We start from the raw sequence: 16,609 nt of genomic DNA on the forward strand, positions 1-16,609 counted from the left end.
GTTCATCGGCAACGATGGCCAACCTACCTTCCCAAACACACCAACCGCGTGTGCACCTATGCACTCCGCCTCATCATTCGTGCTCTATCGCACACAAAACGCATCGAAATCCAGCGTGCGTTGCTTGGCACAACAACTGCGAACAGTTTCTGTAGTAGTTTCACAAGTTACACCGTGGGAGATTTCGAGATGAAGATTCTGCTGCCAACCGATGGCTCTCAACCCGCCAACGACGCCATCGAGTTTGTGAAAAAGCTGGCCCAGAATCGCGACGTCGATGTCGTTGTGCTAACGGTTTCCTATGATCCGGCACACTACTCGATGCAGCCTTGGGTGCCTGAATGGACTCAACAGGAAAAGACTCGGACACAAATGATACTGGACAACGCCCGGGCTGAACTGGCCGATGTCTGCCGGTCGGTGACCCTAATCCACGGAGCGGGCGCGACGGTGCCGTGCATTTTGGAAAAGGCGGAATCGTTGGAAGCCAACCTAATCGTTATGGGAGCGAAGGGGCATTCCGCCGTGCGACGTGTTCTATTGGGCAGCGTGACCGACAGTGTTGCGACCAATGCAAAGTGTTCGATCGTAGTCGTGCGGTCCAAAACAGATTCCGACAACGATTGCAAGAAGATCTTGTTGGGATTCGACCAATCCGTCGCCTCCCGTGAAGCCGTCACGGAACTTGTTGAATGGAACCTGCCTCGCGACCGTGAAATCGAGGTCGTGAGCGTCGCACTTCAACCCTACGTGTATATCGGCGAAGGCTTCATGGACGTTCCGATCACGATCGATCCCAAACAAGTCGATCGCCTCGACGAGGCTGCCGAAAGGATCGCCAGCCAGATTGCCGACCACTTTCCACATACCAAAGCGAAAACGCCGGTTGCCGCTCACGTAGGCGAAGCAATCGTTAATTCGGCTGAAGCTGCTAACGCCGACTTGATCATGGTCGGTGACACCGGACACAGTTTGCTCGGACAATGGCTGCTCGGTAGCACATCCAAATATGTGCTTCGCCACGCGCCGTGCAGTGTCTGGATTTCGCGTCACCACTGGAACACTGACGAAGCAACTCAAGAAGTGACTAGTGCTGCAGTGGCGAGCTGATACGCGGACAATTGTGCGACGCAGCAGAAAAAAGCTCGAGATCCATCGCTATCCGCTTTGAACCCAACCGCGGTTACAATGAATCTTGATGAAGCGATTGACGTTCGCTTGCCCGCGAGGCCGAGCATAATTCACTGGAAAACAGCATGACGGACAAGCCTATCAAACTCTTATTGGTCGATGACGAGGAGGATTCCCGCCGGTCGTCGGCGAAATGGATGAATCGTAAGGGTCACGACGTTATCGACGTTTCCAATGCTGCCGAAGCACTAAGTTTACTCGAACGCGAATCATTCGACGTGGGCGTGTTCGACATGAACATGCCGGGGATGTCCGGCCTTGAGCTATTGCAGAGGATTCACCAGGACAATATTGACATCGAAGTCATTATGTTGACGGGGCAGGGCACTGTCGAAACAGCTGTGTCGGCGATGAAAATGGGAGCGTGCGACTTCCTAAGCAAACCGTGCGCTTTAGGTGACCTGGAACGTCACTGCTTTCGAGCTCGAGAGCGGCACGAGTTAAAGAAGGAAAACAAACAGCTCAAGGCAGTCATATCCCGCTCGAGACCTGCTGCTAAGCTTGTCGGCGAATCGAAGTCCTTGTGCAACGTCGCCAAGATGATCGAGAAGGTCGCCCCCACGAACAAGCCGGTTTTGATCCAAGGTGAAAGTGGTACTGGTAAGGAAGTCGTTGCACGAGCGATCCAGCAGGCTAGCCGAGTTGCCGACGCACCTTTCGTTACCGTCAATTGCGCCACCCTTCCAGAAAACTTGGTTGAAAGCGAATTGTTTGGACATCAGAAAGGATCGTTCACCGGAGCCACCTCAGAAAAGCCTGGACTGTTCGAAATCGCCGACGGCGGCACTTTGTTCATAGACGAAATCGGGGAATTGCCACTATCTTTGCAGCCTAAGTTGCTACGCGTTCTAGAAGACGGGTCGCTTCGCCGAGTGGGCTGTCACCGTCAGCGAAACGTTAAGGTTCGCATCATTGCGGCAACCAATCGCGACTTACAAACCGAAGTCGATAACGGGAACTTTCGCGAGGATCTGTTCTACCGAATCAACGTGCTGTCAATCACACTTCCGCCGCTCCGCCAACGCGACGGCGACATCGACCGCTTGATCGATCACTTCATGCCACGATCGTATCACATGGAAGATGCGGCTCGCCGTGCAATGAATTCCTACCCTTGGCCTGGCAACATTCGCCAATTAATTAACGTGATCGAACGAGCAACGATCTTGTCGGACGAGTTCGATATCACTCTGGACGATCTGCCGGCCGAAATCGTCGACTACGGACACACTCAATCAAATCCTTCCCTGAATTCAGATTCAAAGAATCCGACATCAATCAACGAAGCGGAACCTTCCCAACAGCGAGATCTGTTAGGGAATCCAGACTACAAACTCGATGAGATCGCTCGACTGCATGTATTGGAAGTTCTTGAAAAAGAAAAAGGCAATAAGGCGGGTACTGCTCGCAAACTTGGCATTCACCGGCGTAAGCTGTACCGACTTTTGGATCGCTTCAATGGTGAAGTTAAGGCTACCGAACCGGAGCCAGAGTCGGTTGTCTAGCCACTGAACTTGGGACAATATCGACGACACCGACTTACGGTAGCGAGCGGCGAATGCGATTGTAGCCGTCCTTGATTTCGTCACCGACCAACTGCAAGGCATCCCAAACGTCGTCACTCGTTTCCCCTACGGCATTCTTGAGTGGTTGATAACTTCGATTGAGCTCGTCAAGGCGTTTACCCAGCCTTTGAAGTTCGCTCTTCGCCTCTTGTTTGCCAAGATGAGCCTGCAGTGCGAGTTCATCTCGCTCTTCTTTGAGATCCGCGATCATATGAGAGATCAGTCGTCGGGCAGAGGCAGGCATGGAAAGGTCCTTCGCAAATTGGGGCGTGTAAGATTCCAGTAACGTTCATTCAGCACGAAGGGAAGGGGCTTGAGCAAGCTTCACAGGAAAGGATTTCGGGGGCCAGCTACTAGGAAGGCAATGTCCCTTCCGTTCGAACTATCAATCGTAGTGGCAACATGTGTGCCGATTGCCTTGGAGCATCATGGCTGCAGAAAATGGGTGAGACTGGCTCATCAGTGCGCGCCGCAGTGTCACACGAGGCGTGCCGCGGGGGTCAACTGACAAGCTAAAGAGTCGGGGAACATAATTTGCACATGGTTTTGCAAGTTGTTCTCGAGCAACCTCTCGCTATCAGTTTGCAAGGATCCCAGACCATGTCCCATGAACTTGGCACGCAATATTTGGGTCTGGATCTGGTCTCGCCAGTAATCGTCGGTGCCTGTCCTTTGACAATCGATGTCGAAAAGGTCGAACAACTGGTAGCCGCCGGAGCCAGCGCGATCGTTTTGCCTTCGATGTTGCAAGAACAGATCATCCATCGAATGATGAAACCTACCGATCCGCTCGGAGCCATCCAATCCAGTGGCTACCAACCTCAACAGGATCATTACAACGGCGGAGCCGAGCAATATCTGCAAACCATTGCGACCTTAAAGACAACTTGTTCCGTGCCGGTGATTGCCAGCTTAAACGGTTCCTCATATGGACACTGGTTGGACTACGCCGTCGAGATTGAATCAGCAGGTGCAGACGCACTGGAAGTCAACCTGCAACAAGCCGTCTTCGATGCCGACGAAACCTCCAACGAAATCGAAGCTAGGCTTTGTGAGTTGGTTCAACAAATAAGCGGCAAGGTGAAAATTCCAATCGCCGCCAAAATCTGTCAACGCTACACCAACGTTGTTTCCATGACGAGGCAACTTAAACGTGCCGGAGCGATCGGCGTGGTCCTGTTCACGCACCTACCGGTTTGGGATGTCAACACTGATCGAATGCACTGGACGATCCACTGGGAATTATCGCCACTCGATTCCTTCGGTGGAATCCTAGAAGGCATCGTCCGGACTCGATCAGGTGAGCAACGATTCAAAAACGATCCTCCCATATCGATCGCCGCCAGTGGCGGAATTAGCACTTCTGAAGATGCCATTAAGGCGATCATCGCCGGTGCGGATGTCGTCATGGTCACATCGGCTGTCTATCGAGAAGGCGCCAGCGTGATTGCAAAGATGGTGGATGGCATTGAGCGATATCTTAGGTCAACCACTTTTCATACTTTCGAGCAGTTCCGTGCGGCTTGTCCGCGAGACCACCTCGACGACGAACATTCAGCCAGGCTCGAGTATATCGATCCGTTGACACGCAACGTTTCTTACATGGACCCTACCCCCGTGACCGTGCAGCAAACCAGCGATCCTTTTGGCCAACAAACCTAACCGGAGACAGCCATGGTTGTCATCGAATCCTCTGATCCGCTTCAGGCCGCCGACCAAATCGATGGTTTGCACGAAAACCAAAAAATTGCGACGCAGTTGCGGGAAATTGCGAGTTGTTTAGCTGAACAAAAGGCAAATCCATTTCGAGTAAGAGCCTATCGAGCCGCCGCCGATACAATCGCTTTCCTGCTGACGCCGGTCCGCCAGATCTTGGAGCACGATGGAACCAAAGGTTTAGTCGACCTTCCAACAATCGGACATTCAATTGCCAACCTGATCGAGTCCTCCCTTCACATGGGACGGATGCCGCTGCTAGATCGACTGCGTGGTGAAAACAATGCGGAACGAACTTTTGCGACGCTTGCTGGTATCGGAACGCAGCTATCCCATCGCATCTACGAACACCTGCACGTCGAAACACTGTCTGAACTAAGAGCAGCAGCCTATGACGGTCGACTCAAGAGCGTGCCTGGAATCGGACGTAAACGAATCGCCGTTATTCAAGCTTCCCTGGTCCAGCATGAGGCCGATAAGCCCTTTTTGGAAAACGCGATTGGGAAATTGGACAAGATCATCACGATCGACGAACTACTAGACATTGACCGAAACTATCGCGAAAGAGCCAACGCAGGGGACCTAGCCAGCATCAAACGAATTCGCAGGGATCCGCAACACGACGCGGAACTCCCGATCATGCACACCGAACGCGACGGTCGTCACTACACGGTGATGTTTTCAGATACCGAACGCGCCTATCATCAACACGCCACTCGCGATTGGGTTATCGTCTATCGCGATGATGCGGACGCACACGGACGCTGGATGGTCATCACGTCGCAGATAGGCAAACTGAAAGGACTACGTGTTGTCAGCGGGCGTGAAGAGGATTGCCTCAACTTCTATCGCCGCAACGCTTTCCACCAACTCGAAGCAGGGCACTCGCCGTATCCCGAGTTCCCACCAGGATGGGACGCAGAAGACGGGCGAAACGGACTCCATGGATAGTACGCACTTGCTGTAGCTCCTAAGGAACCACAGGCCTGCAATGCCAGATGGCTCTTTGCCTCGGCGGTCTGCGCTAAGGCAAAGCGTCATGAGCAGCAATTCCGCACGCCCGTGTATCCATCTAGCGAACCTTCATCGACTCGATCACTTGCCGGATGACTGCTTTTTCACGAGCGGAGATTTTACCGAATCCGAGATAACCACCGGACGCCTTAGCGACGTCCGTCATCTGCTTCTGGGTTAGTTCAATGAGTCGTCTCTGGGCGACATCGGACATCTTTGAAAACATGCCATACGTGTATCGTTTCCAGGCATCCACGCCCAGTCCCGGCGGGCGTTTGACCAACCACTGATCCAGCAGAACCCACGCGGCGGATCCTTCGACAATGCCGAATCGGGCTGCTTCCGCCATGACCGCATCGCGTTCCTTTCCATCCGCGTTCGCTTCAGCCCATGCGACAAGCACCAGCGGGAACAAACGAAGAGCCATCAAACCATCTACCGTAACACCGCGCTTTCCTAGTTCATCAAGAAGGTGCTCGTCGGCGATTCCCGTCGCACGCAACAGGTCTTCTCTTCCCTTTGGACTTTTGGCCTCTTCTTTTAGGCGACTTAGAATCTGCTCTTCCATCTCCTGAAAGAAGTGTCCGCTCAAATTCAGGTGTTTGTTCACAAAGTACTTTTGGGTCGCGGGCATCAAGGATCGTTTCAAAAGAGAAATGGGCAATCAAGATGGACGACGATCGCAAAAGATATGCCACCCACCGATTCGCGATCAAACGATGCGATGTCGTCCGTCGATCCGAGCGACATCGCACGCCTGTGCGACCAAGCACGCTTCTAAAGCCAAACGTCCCCCAATTCTTGGGATTTGATGATTGGCACCGTAGCTGCGGTTAGGTTCCATCTCCACAGGAGTCTAATCATGAAGAAGATATTGATTGCGACCGATGGCTCACCAGTCGCAGAGAATGCAGCGAGTTTTCTGGCCCATTTACCACACGACGAAAAGCTTGAACTGACGATCGCGACAGCGTTGCATGTGCCTGGCGCTCATAAGACTTATCTGGCGGGCGACTGGCTCGAAACCGGTATGGCGCAAGAACGCAAATCGGCTGATGAATCCTTTGCCAACATCGAATCGTTTTTCGCGGGTGCCAATGTTTCGTTCAACCGCATCGTTCGCGAAGGCTTCCCTGGTGAAACGATTGTCCAAATCGCTCGCGAAGTTCAACCGGAGTTGCTCGTCATCGGCGCAACGGGACAATCTGCGATCACCCGAGCACTATTAGGTAGCACGAGTGACTACGTCGCCACACATGCCCCGTGCAGCGTGCTTGTCGTTCGCCCAACCGAACCGAACGAACCGATCCACCGACTTCGGGTTGCGATTGGGTACGAAGAAGGCGGGCCGGCCCAGGCGGCACTCGAAGAGTTTGCCGAATTTGGATGGGCGGGTCAAACCGATGTACGAGTCATTTCCGTTTACCCCGAGCCCGGGTTCTATCGATCACCTGACCAGACACCACCGGAAGAATTGGTAGAAAGGGCGGTCGACCAACTACGACACGTCGCACCTCATGTGACGAGCGAACTGATCCCGAGCTACCACGTCGGTGAAGGTCTAATTCAATACATCCAAACCAAAGAGATCGACTTGATGGTGTTAGGCGAAACACCCCGTACACGTTTGGGCCGTGTCTTAATGGGAAGCACAACTCGCTTCGTGCTGCGACACGCTCACTGCAGCGTATGGATCACCCGCAATCGCATGATCCATGGCACGTCCAAGAAAGCAATACAAACCAATACCGCAACTGCGTAAGGATGGATAGCACGATGCAAGAATTCAAAAATATCCTTGTCTATGTCGGCACAGAACAACCGGAAACTGCTGTCTGCCAAGCAACGGCTCTGGCTTTAGAGAACAAAGCTCGGCTGACGTTGATGGATGTCGTCAAACCCATTCCCCGTGCGTTAGGCAAGATGACAGATATAGCCGAACCCGAAGAGCTTGAAAGGCTGGTAGCGGCTGACCGACGACGAAAACTGCTGAACCTTGCTAGTGACGTGTCGGACACCGGCGTTGCATTAGATGTAGTCGTCGCGATCGGAGATCCGGCTACCGAAATCGCTCGCCAAGTATTAATCGATCAACACGATTTAGTCGTCAAAACAGCCGATGGCTTTTCCGCGGTGAACCGCGTGTTCGGTAGCGTCGCGAAATCACTTCTACGACTTTGCCCCTGTCCGGTCTGGTTGCTAAAGCCTTCGATTCACGGAAAGTTTGACCAAATTGTCGCTGCTATTGATGTCGAAGCGGAAGACGAACCACATACGAACCTAAATCAAAAAATATTAGAACTCGCGTATTCGCTTTCACTTCGTGAAAAGTCGCAATTACATATCGTCGCCGCGTGGCAGTTGTGGATGGAAGATTCCATCCGTCGGCATGTTGGAAAGGACGCGATCGACGCGATTCGGTTAGATCACGAGGAAAAAGTCCACCGAGCAATCGACCTGCTTCTTCAGACTCCTTACGCCAACGCCGAAGACATCCATCTGCACCTGCGTCAGGGATCACCTGCATCGGTCATTCGCAGCGTCGCAGATAAGGTCCAAGCGGATTTGTTAGTGATGGGAACGATTTGCCGAACCGGCATCGCCGGGTTCCTAATCGGCAACACCGCCGAGACAGTCATCCCGGACATCACGTGTTCACTGCTGGCCTTGAAACCAGACGGGTTCATGTCGCCGGTCGAAATGTCACACACTTCATTCATCCTAGATGACGCCGCTCTTCCTCTACTTTGATCAAACGCCATAACAAAACCACGAATCCGCATACGACTTTCGCAATCAAGCAGCAAGCTCATCCTTCCGCAGCCCAGGACCTAGACGACCATTCAAGCAAATAAGCACACTCATCGCAATTAGCACCCAACATCGACAATCGTCTTACTGCGTTTGACCGTCATGAACGAGGTAACAAGTCATCGGCACAACGCGAGTTAAACAGATTCACTTGATCGTCTAGGACACCTGAACGAGATCCTGTTGAGGCACTAAATAATTCCCAGCACTCTTTGAAAATCGCCGAGCACCTTCACGCCCCGTCCCTTCCCCCTGAGGACCTCGTCATGTCAATCCAAGTTCAAACCCATTTTGGCGGCCTATGCTTGGCGTCGCCAGTCATCGTCGGCGCCTGCCCCGCGAGCATGAACGAGACGACGCGATTGGCGATGCAAAACGCAGGCGCCGGTGCGATTGTCTTACCATCATTGTTTGAGGAACAGGTGATCCAGTGGAGCCATAAGATTGGCCGCACCGTGACCGAACGCGAGAATGCCATACTTGCGCAATCGCAACGCACTCGGCACCAATGGGCGTGTCCGGATGCGGATTCATATCTGGGATTGGTGAATCGTTCGAGCACCCTACAAAACATTCCGATCATCGCCAGTTTGAATGGATTCACGGCGGGCGGTTGGATGGACTTCGCGGGCGAACTGCAGGAAGCAGGTGCCGCGGCGATCGAACTGAACGTGCACCACGGACGGGCCGCAGATTACGAAGACTCGATCGAAATCGAGACGACTATTCTAGATGCGGTTCGAGATATCAACGCCGCAATTCAAATCCCGCTCTTCGTCAAACTAGGCCGCAACTTCACCAGCATTCCGCATTTGGCTCGACAGCTATTGTCTGGAGCATCTGGATTGGTGCTTCATGGACGAGCCCCAACCATAGATCTTCATCTAGACACGCTGAAACCGGTAAGTCGATGGCGATTGACGCGATCCGAAGAAGAACCGGAATCGTTGGACATGCTAATGCAGGTTCACAGTTTCTGTCCCGCGATGCCTTTAGCTGCCAGTGGTGGTGTAAGTCACGCCGATCACTTAATCAAGACGTTGCTATCGGGCGCGGATGTGGCGATGGTCACCTCAGCCATCTACCGAGAAGGCCCTGACGTGATCCGCAACATGCTCGATGGGCTACGACGGTTTATGGAATCCAACCACATGCTATCCCTGCTCGACCTGCAGACACAGCGGCCGCTCCAATTCAACAGCGACGAAGAGCGAGGTGCATACATCACCGCGTTGACAGCACGCCTCGATATCGCCGAAACGCACGCTGCTACTCCAACGCTACACGCGGATCGGTGGGGCCATCCGACGATGTAATAACAATCCGTCACTCAACTTTCAATGAAAGCCAACTGATGTCAGAACAAAGAATCCCTCGACCGCACTCCGAAATTATCTTTTGGATTGTCGCGACCATCATCGCCATCGCGTTCGTTTTAGGCTTGATGCAAAATGCCGTCGGCTTATGGTGAATCGAATTGAAACGCGGCTGTAATTTGGTCTAGCACAGATCTTTCGGCATCCGAAATTTCGCCCTTCTCAAAACGGCCACCAGATGCCTCGGCGACCATCGTCGCCGAACGCAAGACTTCACTTTCAAGCTGTTGCGAGACACTGGGTTGAAGCGTTTGGTGCAGTGCACCGAAATATTCCTGCCAAAGATCCCAAAGGCCTTTGTCAGGCCGCTTATTTAGCCATGCCATCAAAAGATTAAACGCCGAAGGTTGCTCCTTCAGTCCGCGATGCAAAGCTGAACTGAATACAGCTTGGCGTTCGGCCGTTGTAACACGGCCATCGGCCCAGGCAACAAACACGACTGGAACCAACGCCATCGCCGCGATTGACGCGGGTGTGACACCAGCATCGTGCAGATGCTCCAGCAATTCATCATCCTGGAATCCAGTCGCCGCTATCAGTTGTTCCAAAGCTTCTTCTCGCTGCATTTTCAATCGCAAAGCAGCCCGTAGTTTTTCATCCACTCGGTGGAAAAACTCATCTTCGAGTGCTTTACCACGTCGATGCAGTGCATCAGTATCAAAAACATGTCGGGACATCAGACTACCTCATTTGCGAAGACGGTCACTGAAACAACACTGCGGCTATCGTAATTATATAGCAATGTTCATACCGAAAGCGCATCGCTCGCTTAGGACTGAGCGAAATATAAGTGGCATAGGCGTCCAGCCTGTGATTGCGCGGAACACAGGCTAGAAGTCTATCCCAAAATTTCAGTCCGACACTTATTCTTCGATCGTTGCCTAAGCGTCTTCACGTTCTCCGCAGCAGGAGTTCTTCGCGGCAGGATAAATCGGCGCGTAGCCGTGACACCGCTACGGAGCTTTCGTTGCCGAACCTTCGAGAACGGCGATTACACGTCGCAATGCCCTTAGTTACGCGGTCGAAAGCTTGGCACATTATTCGCTACATGGCTGGAACCTTGGTAGCGAATCGTGTCGAAAGAAATTCCCACACGCGAGCTGACTTTCTGGCCCACTCTTCAAATGGAGAAGTGATGTTTGTTCTCGATCCCATCCTCACCGAAGGAATTGCACAACTGTCCTATTTCGTGGCTGATACCAGCACAGGTAAAGCCGCCGTCATTGATCCTCGTACCGATGTCGAAGTTTACGAGCGTTTGGCGAGAAAACACGGTGTCTCGATCACGCATATCTTTGAAACCCACATACATGCGGACTTTGTTTCAGGAAGCCGTTCCTTGGCGGAACGAATTGGAACGGCAAAAATCTATTTGAGCGGTGTACAGGCGAAATATGAATTTAAAGCTAACACAGTTAGCAACCATCAAGAATTTGACTTCGGATCGTTCACCCTGACCGCCCGCCATACACCCGGTCACACGCCGGAGCATTTATCATTTTTGCTCTGTGAAGCGAATCGGCCAGACATGCCCTGGGCCGTGTTCACTGGAGATTCTCTTTTTGTTGGTTCGGCCGGCCGGCCTGACTTACTGGGTGCTGGTTCAACCGAGCAGCTTTCCGAATCTCTCTACGACACCCTATATAACTTCTACTTGAAGCTGGAAGACTACGTGACGATTTATCCTGGTCACGGAGCAGGTTCAGCCTGTGGCGCGGACATCGGCGATCGACTCAACAGCACGATTGGCTATGAGCGTCGCACCAACAAGTTCCTTTCCTACCCGGACTTCGAATCATTCCGCAAGTTCGTTGTCGACGAGGCCCCGCCGGTTCCCTGGCACTACCCCGAACTGAAGAAGGTAAATGCCGCCGGACCATCTATCCTAGATCGCCTGCCGACGCTTCCTGCATTGCCACCAAATGAGTTTCGTAAAGTTGCACGCGAGCCTGGCGTCACTTTGATTGATACCCGTAGCATGACCGCCTTCGGCGGCGGACACGTTCCGGGGGCAATCAACATCGGCGACCGCCCCGAAATGTCAGCCTGGGTGGGGCAGATGTTTGACTTAGATCAACGTCTGTTGCTTATTCTCGATGACGACCAGGATGCTGAACAAATTCAACGGTTGATCGTTCGCAGTGGGCACAATCAATTTGCTGGCTACTTGGCTGGCGGCATGAAAGCGTGGGAGATGGCAGGATTGCCGATGCAGCGTCTTGAACAAATTTCAGTTCACGAACTTCGCGAGCTTCAAAGTAATGGCTCAAAAACAACCATCTTGGATGTGCGGTCACCTGGGGAGTGGGAAAGCGGTCACGTCCAGGGTGCCGAACACCTATTTATCGCGGAAATGCGAGACCGGATCACCGGCCTCGATAAGGATCAGCCCTATGCGACGTATTGTGCCAGTGGCTATCGGGCCAGCATCGCGTCCAGCTTGATGCAATCGCGGGGTTTCACTCAGGTATCAAACGTGCCCGGCAGTTGGAGTGCATGGAAGGCGGCCGACTACCCATCCGCAACTCCCAAAGAGGTGAGCCATGTTTGAGCTTCTACATACGACACCGATCAACAATATAGTTTGCCAGAGCCCTCTCTTGGTCGCGGAGATCGATCCGCTGCAATACCCGGGCCCCGCTTGGTCGCCCTATCTAGTCGGCGGTCTGATTGGCGTACTCTCGATGCTGACGTTTTACCTATCCAACAAGCCACTGGGTGCATCAACTGCATATGCACGCATTGCCGGCATGATTGGAATGGTGATCGCTCCCAAACACACTCAGTCGCTAAAATACTTCTCCGAAAAAACACCCAAAGTGGGCTGGGAAGTGACGCTTGTCTTAGGCGTCATAGTCGGAGCCTTCATCGCCGCGTGGACAGGTGGAGAACTCACTGGGCAATTTCTACCGGCGATGTGGCAAGATCGATTTGGAAGCGATAGCTATTTCCTCCGTGCCGTCGTCGCGCTCTGCGGCGGCTTATTGATGGCGTTCGGCGCACGAATGGCTGGAGGTTGCACAAGCGGTCACGGCATCAGCGGCACTCTTCAATTAGCCGTTGGTTCTTGGGTCTCCGCGATTTGTTTCTTTGTTGGCGGCATCATTACAGCAATGCTGATGTACGCCATGTGAAATTGACTGGTACACCGCGACTTCAAGCGATTCACAATCTTCAAATAGGACAATCCAATGGCAACGCTATTAGATCCCGAAAGCGATACTTCTTCAGGCACGAAAGTGGAAACCCAACCTAAAACCGTGCCCGCCAAGACGCTCTTGCTCGGATCGGTATTCGGTGTCATTTTTGGCTTTTTGCTTCAAAAGGGTGGCGTGGCGAAGTTCCATGTACTGATTGGTCAACTCTTGCTAGTCGACTACACCGTGGTCAAGGTGATGTTGTCGGCCGTCGTCGTTGGTGCAGTCGGAATTCACTTCATGCAGCGTGCTGGCCTGGTTGAATTGCATATCAAGCCTACGAAACTTGCGTCCAACGTGATTGGCGGGCTGCTATTCGGAGCGGGATTTGCTTTGTCCGCCTACTGCCCGGGCACTGGCGCGGCGGCACTCGGACAAGGTAACTACGACGCATTGGCAATGGTCGCTGGCATGATTGCTGGATCTTACCTTTTCGCAGAGCTATCTGGCTGGATCGGTCGCACCATCGACCCCATCGGCAATCGCGGGAAACTGACTTTTGCGGATGTCCTTCCATTTAGCCGAACGGTCATTGTTCTGGGATACGCGGTGCTGCTTGTCGTCGTTTTGGCTGCCGTCGAGAATTTCGCAACCCGGTAGTCAACGATTCGCGATTCACGCCGAGCATCTTTTGGCAGCGTCGCACATACGCCTTGTCGAGGCAGGAACTAGGATAAGAGGACTGACGCGTAGCGCACTCGAATATTTTGGACAACGGACTAGCGTCGGGCGAACTCTAGGCTGGTCTTGCTAATCGAACTAACTTTCCCGTGCGGTGTGGCAGGGGGACTCCACAACTTGTTGGACCTAGAAAAACGTGAACCTAGAAGCCTATCAAGCCATTGCTATTTCTCTCGGTTTGGGGCTCGTCGTAGGTTTACAACGACAATGGAGCGACGCGGAGATTGCTGGTATTCGCACGTTTCCACTTTTCACCCTGCTTGGCACAATAGCCGCTCTACTGAATCGCGAAGTCGGTGATGAAGGTAGCATCGGTTGGATAATCGCTGGTGGATTGCTCGCGATCGCGACTCTTTTGACGATTGCCAACTTAGCTAAGATTCGGGCGGGGCAGTCGGACTTCGGAATGACGACCGAATCCGCCGCACTGTTGATGTTCTTGATCGGTGTCGCAGTTGGAAGCAACCTAATTGGTCCCGCGGTGGTGACCAGCGGCATCGTTGCTGTCTTGTTGCACTGGAAAAACATCCTGCACGGGGCCGTCGGTCGTATGGGCGACAAGGACATTCGAGGCGTGATGCACCTCGCCTTGATCGGCTTGGTCATTTTGCCGGTGATGCCGAACGAGACTTACGGACCGTACGATGTCTTGAACCCCTATAGCGTTTGGCGAATGGTGGTCTTGATCGTCGGTATCAGCATGATCGCCTACGTCGCTTTCAAACTCGTGGGCGCGGGTGCCGGTGCTGTCCTAGGCGGCATCTTGGGCGGATTGATTTCCAGTACCGCGACAACGGTTAGCTATGCCCGGCAAACCAAGGGTAATTCCGATCTCACTGCCATGGCTGCGTTAGTGATCGTGATCGCATCGACGATCGTCAACGTGCGAGTCTTGTTCGAAGTCGGCGTGGTAGCGCCGCAATTACTTCGCGTTGCGGCGGTTCCAATCGGTTTGATGTTGGTTCTCATGTCGATTGAGTGTGCGGTCTTGTTCATCCCGCTGCGTCATCGCGACACATCGCCTCCGGACCATGACAATCCCGCCCAACTGAAACCGGCGATCATCTTCGGTGCCCTATACGCACTGGTTCTATTTTTGGTCGCAGCGGCCAAAGATATCTTTGGCGACCAAGCTTTGTATGGCATCGCGGTGATCTCGGGTCTCACAGACGTGGACGCGATCACGCTTTCAACGGCCAAGTTATTCAACGATGGTCGTGTTGATTCGTCGACGGCATGGCGAGTCATCTTGATCGCCACACTTTCCAACCTCGTTTTCAAGGCGGGTGCGGTGGCCGTACTTGGTAGTCGCCGCCTGCTACTTTGGGTCGTCATCCTCTTTGGCATCGCCATGGCTGGCGGCGTCGCTCTACTCTTCTTCGGCGGCGGCTTGATTGAACTTCTCGACAACTACCTCGCCCCGGCAATTGAAACGATCACCGAGTCGTCGCCCGAACCAGCCAAATGACACTGATCCAACTTTGCCTAGTCCTAAAAGTCGAACAGCAACTAGGTATTAGCGACAACAGATTGCTGGCGAACGATCAATAATATCTAGCGGTTATCGTCTTCAAGTGATGATTTCCTCGACCACGCGAGCCGGTTCGACACCAGTCAGCTTAAAATCGAGGCCTTGATGCCGATAGGTGAATCGCTCGTGATCGATCCCGCACAGATTTAGCAGCGTGGCCTGCAGATCGCGGACGTGGACTGGATCTTCGCTGACATGAAAGCCGAACTCGTCACTGCTTCCGTGGATTTTGCCTGGCTGAACCCCACCGCCCGCCATCCATACGGTGAACGCCCGCGGGTGGTGGTCCCGACCGTGAGCGGTTGGATTATTGATATCGCCTTGAACAAACGGCGTGCGACCAAATTCGCCTCCCCAAATCACGAGCGTATCATCCAACATGCCGTGGGCTTTTAGATCCTTCACCAACGCGGCACTCGGTTGGTCGGTGTCTTTGCACTGGATCGGTAATTGCCCCGGCAGATTACCGTGTTGGTCCCAACCCGCGTGCAGAAGCTGGATATAGCGAGTGCCACGCTGAGCCAAGCGCCGAGCCATTAAACAGTTGTAGGCATAGCTTCCTTTGCGTTGAACGTCTGGACCGTACATGTCCAACACGCTTTGCGGTTCGTCGGAAAAATCCGTCAGTTCGGGAACACTGGCTTGCATCTGAAACGCCATCTCATATTGCGCGACCCGAGTCTCAATCGCCGGATCCGCATAACGTTGGTGTGCGAAGTGATTCATCTCCGCCAACCCGTCCAACATTTCACGTCGGGCGGCTCGCGAAACACCACCTGGATTGCTCAAGTACAACACCGGATCGCCCGAACCACGAAACGGCACGCCTTGGTACTTTCCAGGTAAGAAACCCGATCCCCAGTAGTAGTCAAAGAACTGCTGGCCGCACGATCCCTCTTTGTCTTGCGACGTCATCACTACAAAGGAAGGCAAGTCTTCCGCCATTGATCCTAAACCATAACTTAGCCACGCACCGATGCTCGGTCGCCCTGGCAAATTATGTCCCGTCAGAAGATGAGTCATCGCTGGAGCATGATTGATCTGTTCGCCGTGCACACTGCGAACAAAACATAGGTCATCGACGATCTCAGCCGTATGCGGCAATAGATCGCTCACCCACATCCCGGATTCACCGCGTTGTCGGCCAGGCCACGCCGCTCCAAGACACGGCTTGGATTTCTGGCCAGCCGTCATGGTCGTTTGTCGGAGGCCCGCCAAGACACTCTTCGGCAACTCTTCGCCCTCCATCTTCTTCAACGTTTCTTTGTAATCGAACAAATCAACGTGCGATGGCCCCCCGGACTGCATTAGATAAATGACACGCTTCGCTTTGGGCGGAAAGTGAGGCAAAGCGTTCGAATCTTCAGCCGCCAATAAACCGTGCAACGCAGGCATCCCGACCGATAGCGACATACCGCCTAAAAACGAACGACGATTCAGACCAAGAGGGTTCATTGGATTGTCCGGTTCAAGTTGCGGATGGACCAACTAAACGGGTCCGATTTGATAGTGAAAATTAACTGATGC

Annotated in this window: 15 protein-coding genes; 11 read left to right on the plus strand and 4 right to left on the minus strand. The window is 53.2% G+C overall.

Annotated elements, in window-relative coordinates; genetic code table 11:
* The first annotated feature begins 189 nt into the window (after positions 1-189).
* Both ACR3ZL_RS20150 and ACR3ZL_RS20155 read left to right on the plus strand, forming a co-directional pair.
* Positions 190-1,110 carry a universal stress protein gene (locus ACR3ZL_RS20150; protein ID WP_473651300.1) on the plus strand — a complete coding sequence of 307 codons (921 nt, stop codon included), beginning with the start codon at positions 190-192 and terminating at the stop codon, positions 1,108-1,110.
* Between the two features lie 146 nt (positions 1,111-1,256).
* Positions 1,257-2,696, plus strand: a complete 1,440-nt coding sequence (locus ACR3ZL_RS20155; RefSeq protein ID WP_473651299.1) for a sigma-54-dependent transcriptional regulator — start codon at positions 1,257-1,259, stop codon at positions 2,694-2,696.
* 34 nt (positions 2,697-2,730) lie between these two features.
* Here the strand turns inward: ACR3ZL_RS20155 and ACR3ZL_RS20160 are convergent, their stop codons facing one another.
* Complete coding sequence (locus tag ACR3ZL_RS20160; RefSeq protein WP_473651298.1) at positions 2,731-3,000, minus strand: hypothetical protein; 270 nt, start codon at positions 2,998-3,000, stop codon at positions 2,731-2,733.
* A 356-nt stretch (positions 3,001-3,356) separates the two neighbouring features.
* On the opposite strand from ACR3ZL_RS20160, the gene ACR3ZL_RS20165 reads away from it, so the two are divergent.
* Complete coding sequence (locus ACR3ZL_RS20165; protein WP_473651297.1) at positions 3,357-4,418, plus strand: dihydroorotate dehydrogenase-like protein; 1,062 nt, start codon at positions 3,357-3,359, stop codon at positions 4,416-4,418.
* Between the two features lie 12 nt (positions 4,419-4,430).
* A complete protein-coding gene (locus ACR3ZL_RS20170) occupies positions 4,431-5,423 on the plus strand; it encodes a helix-hairpin-helix domain-containing protein (RefSeq protein WP_473651296.1) in 993 nt (330 codons plus the stop codon).
* 121 nt (positions 5,424-5,544) lie between these two features.
* On the opposite strand, the gene ACR3ZL_RS20175 is transcribed toward ACR3ZL_RS20170, so the two are convergent.
* A complete protein-coding gene (locus ACR3ZL_RS20175; RefSeq protein ID WP_473651295.1) occupies positions 5,545-6,120 on the minus strand; it encodes a hypothetical protein in 576 nt (191 codons plus the stop codon).
* Between the two features lie 228 nt (positions 6,121-6,348).
* Here ACR3ZL_RS20175 and ACR3ZL_RS20180 point away from each other — a divergent pair, with 228 nt between their 5' ends.
* From ACR3ZL_RS20180 to ACR3ZL_RS20190, 3 genes are all read left to right on the plus strand, one after another.
* Positions 6,349-7,248, plus strand: coding sequence for a universal stress protein (locus ACR3ZL_RS20180; RefSeq protein ID WP_473651294.1), 900 nt, complete (start codon positions 6,349-6,351; stop codon positions 7,246-7,248).
* Between the two features lie 14 nt (positions 7,249-7,262).
* Positions 7,263-8,237, plus strand: a complete 975-nt coding sequence (locus tag ACR3ZL_RS20185; RefSeq protein ID WP_473651293.1) for a universal stress protein — start codon at positions 7,263-7,265, stop codon at positions 8,235-8,237.
* Between the two features lie 326 nt (positions 8,238-8,563).
* A complete protein-coding gene (locus tag ACR3ZL_RS20190) occupies positions 8,564-9,613 on the plus strand; it encodes a beta/alpha barrel domain-containing protein (protein ID WP_473651292.1) in 1,050 nt (349 codons plus the stop codon).
* Between the two features lie 146 nt (positions 9,614-9,759).
* Here the strand turns inward: ACR3ZL_RS20190 and ACR3ZL_RS20195 are convergent, their stop codons facing one another.
* The gene (locus ACR3ZL_RS20195; protein WP_473651291.1) at positions 9,760-10,350 is read right to left on the minus strand and encodes a hypothetical protein; all 591 of its coding nucleotides are present in this window, start codon (positions 10,348-10,350) and stop codon (positions 9,760-9,762) included.
* Positions 10,351-10,808: 458 nt separating this feature from the next.
* On the opposite strand from ACR3ZL_RS20195, the gene ACR3ZL_RS20200 reads away from it, so the two are divergent.
* The 4 genes from ACR3ZL_RS20200 (at position 10,809) to ACR3ZL_RS20215 (ending at position 15,019) form a co-directional block, all read left to right on the plus strand.
* Positions 10,809-12,224: an MBL fold metallo-hydrolase gene (locus tag ACR3ZL_RS20200; RefSeq protein WP_473651290.1), complete on the plus strand. Its 1,416-nt coding sequence runs from the start codon at positions 10,809-10,811 to the stop codon at positions 12,222-12,224.
* Positions 12,217-12,807 (plus strand): YeeE/YedE thiosulfate transporter family protein, encoded by a 591-nt coding sequence (locus tag ACR3ZL_RS20205; protein WP_473651289.1) that lies wholly within the window; start codon positions 12,217-12,219, stop codon positions 12,805-12,807. The genes ACR3ZL_RS20200 and ACR3ZL_RS20205 overlap by 8 nt, the downstream gene beginning before the upstream one ends.
* A 57-nt stretch (positions 12,808-12,864) precedes the next feature.
* Positions 12,865-13,470, plus strand: a complete 606-nt coding sequence (locus tag ACR3ZL_RS20210; RefSeq protein WP_473651288.1) for a DUF6691 family protein — start codon at positions 12,865-12,867, stop codon at positions 13,468-13,470.
* A 217-nt stretch (positions 13,471-13,687) separates the two neighbouring features.
* Positions 13,688-15,019: an MgtC/SapB family protein gene (locus ACR3ZL_RS20215; RefSeq protein ID WP_473651287.1), complete on the plus strand. Its 1,332-nt coding sequence runs from the start codon at positions 13,688-13,690 to the stop codon at positions 15,017-15,019.
* A 102-nt stretch (positions 15,020-15,121) separates the two neighbouring features.
* On the opposite strand, the gene ACR3ZL_RS20220 is transcribed toward ACR3ZL_RS20215, so the two are convergent.
* Positions 15,122-16,537 (minus strand): DUF1501 domain-containing protein, encoded by a 1,416-nt coding sequence (locus ACR3ZL_RS20220; RefSeq protein WP_473651286.1) that lies wholly within the window; start codon positions 16,535-16,537, stop codon positions 15,122-15,124.
* Positions 16,538-16,609: the final 72 nt, after the last annotated feature.

It is taken from the genome of Rhodopirellula sp. J20-39 (assembly GCF_057365095.1).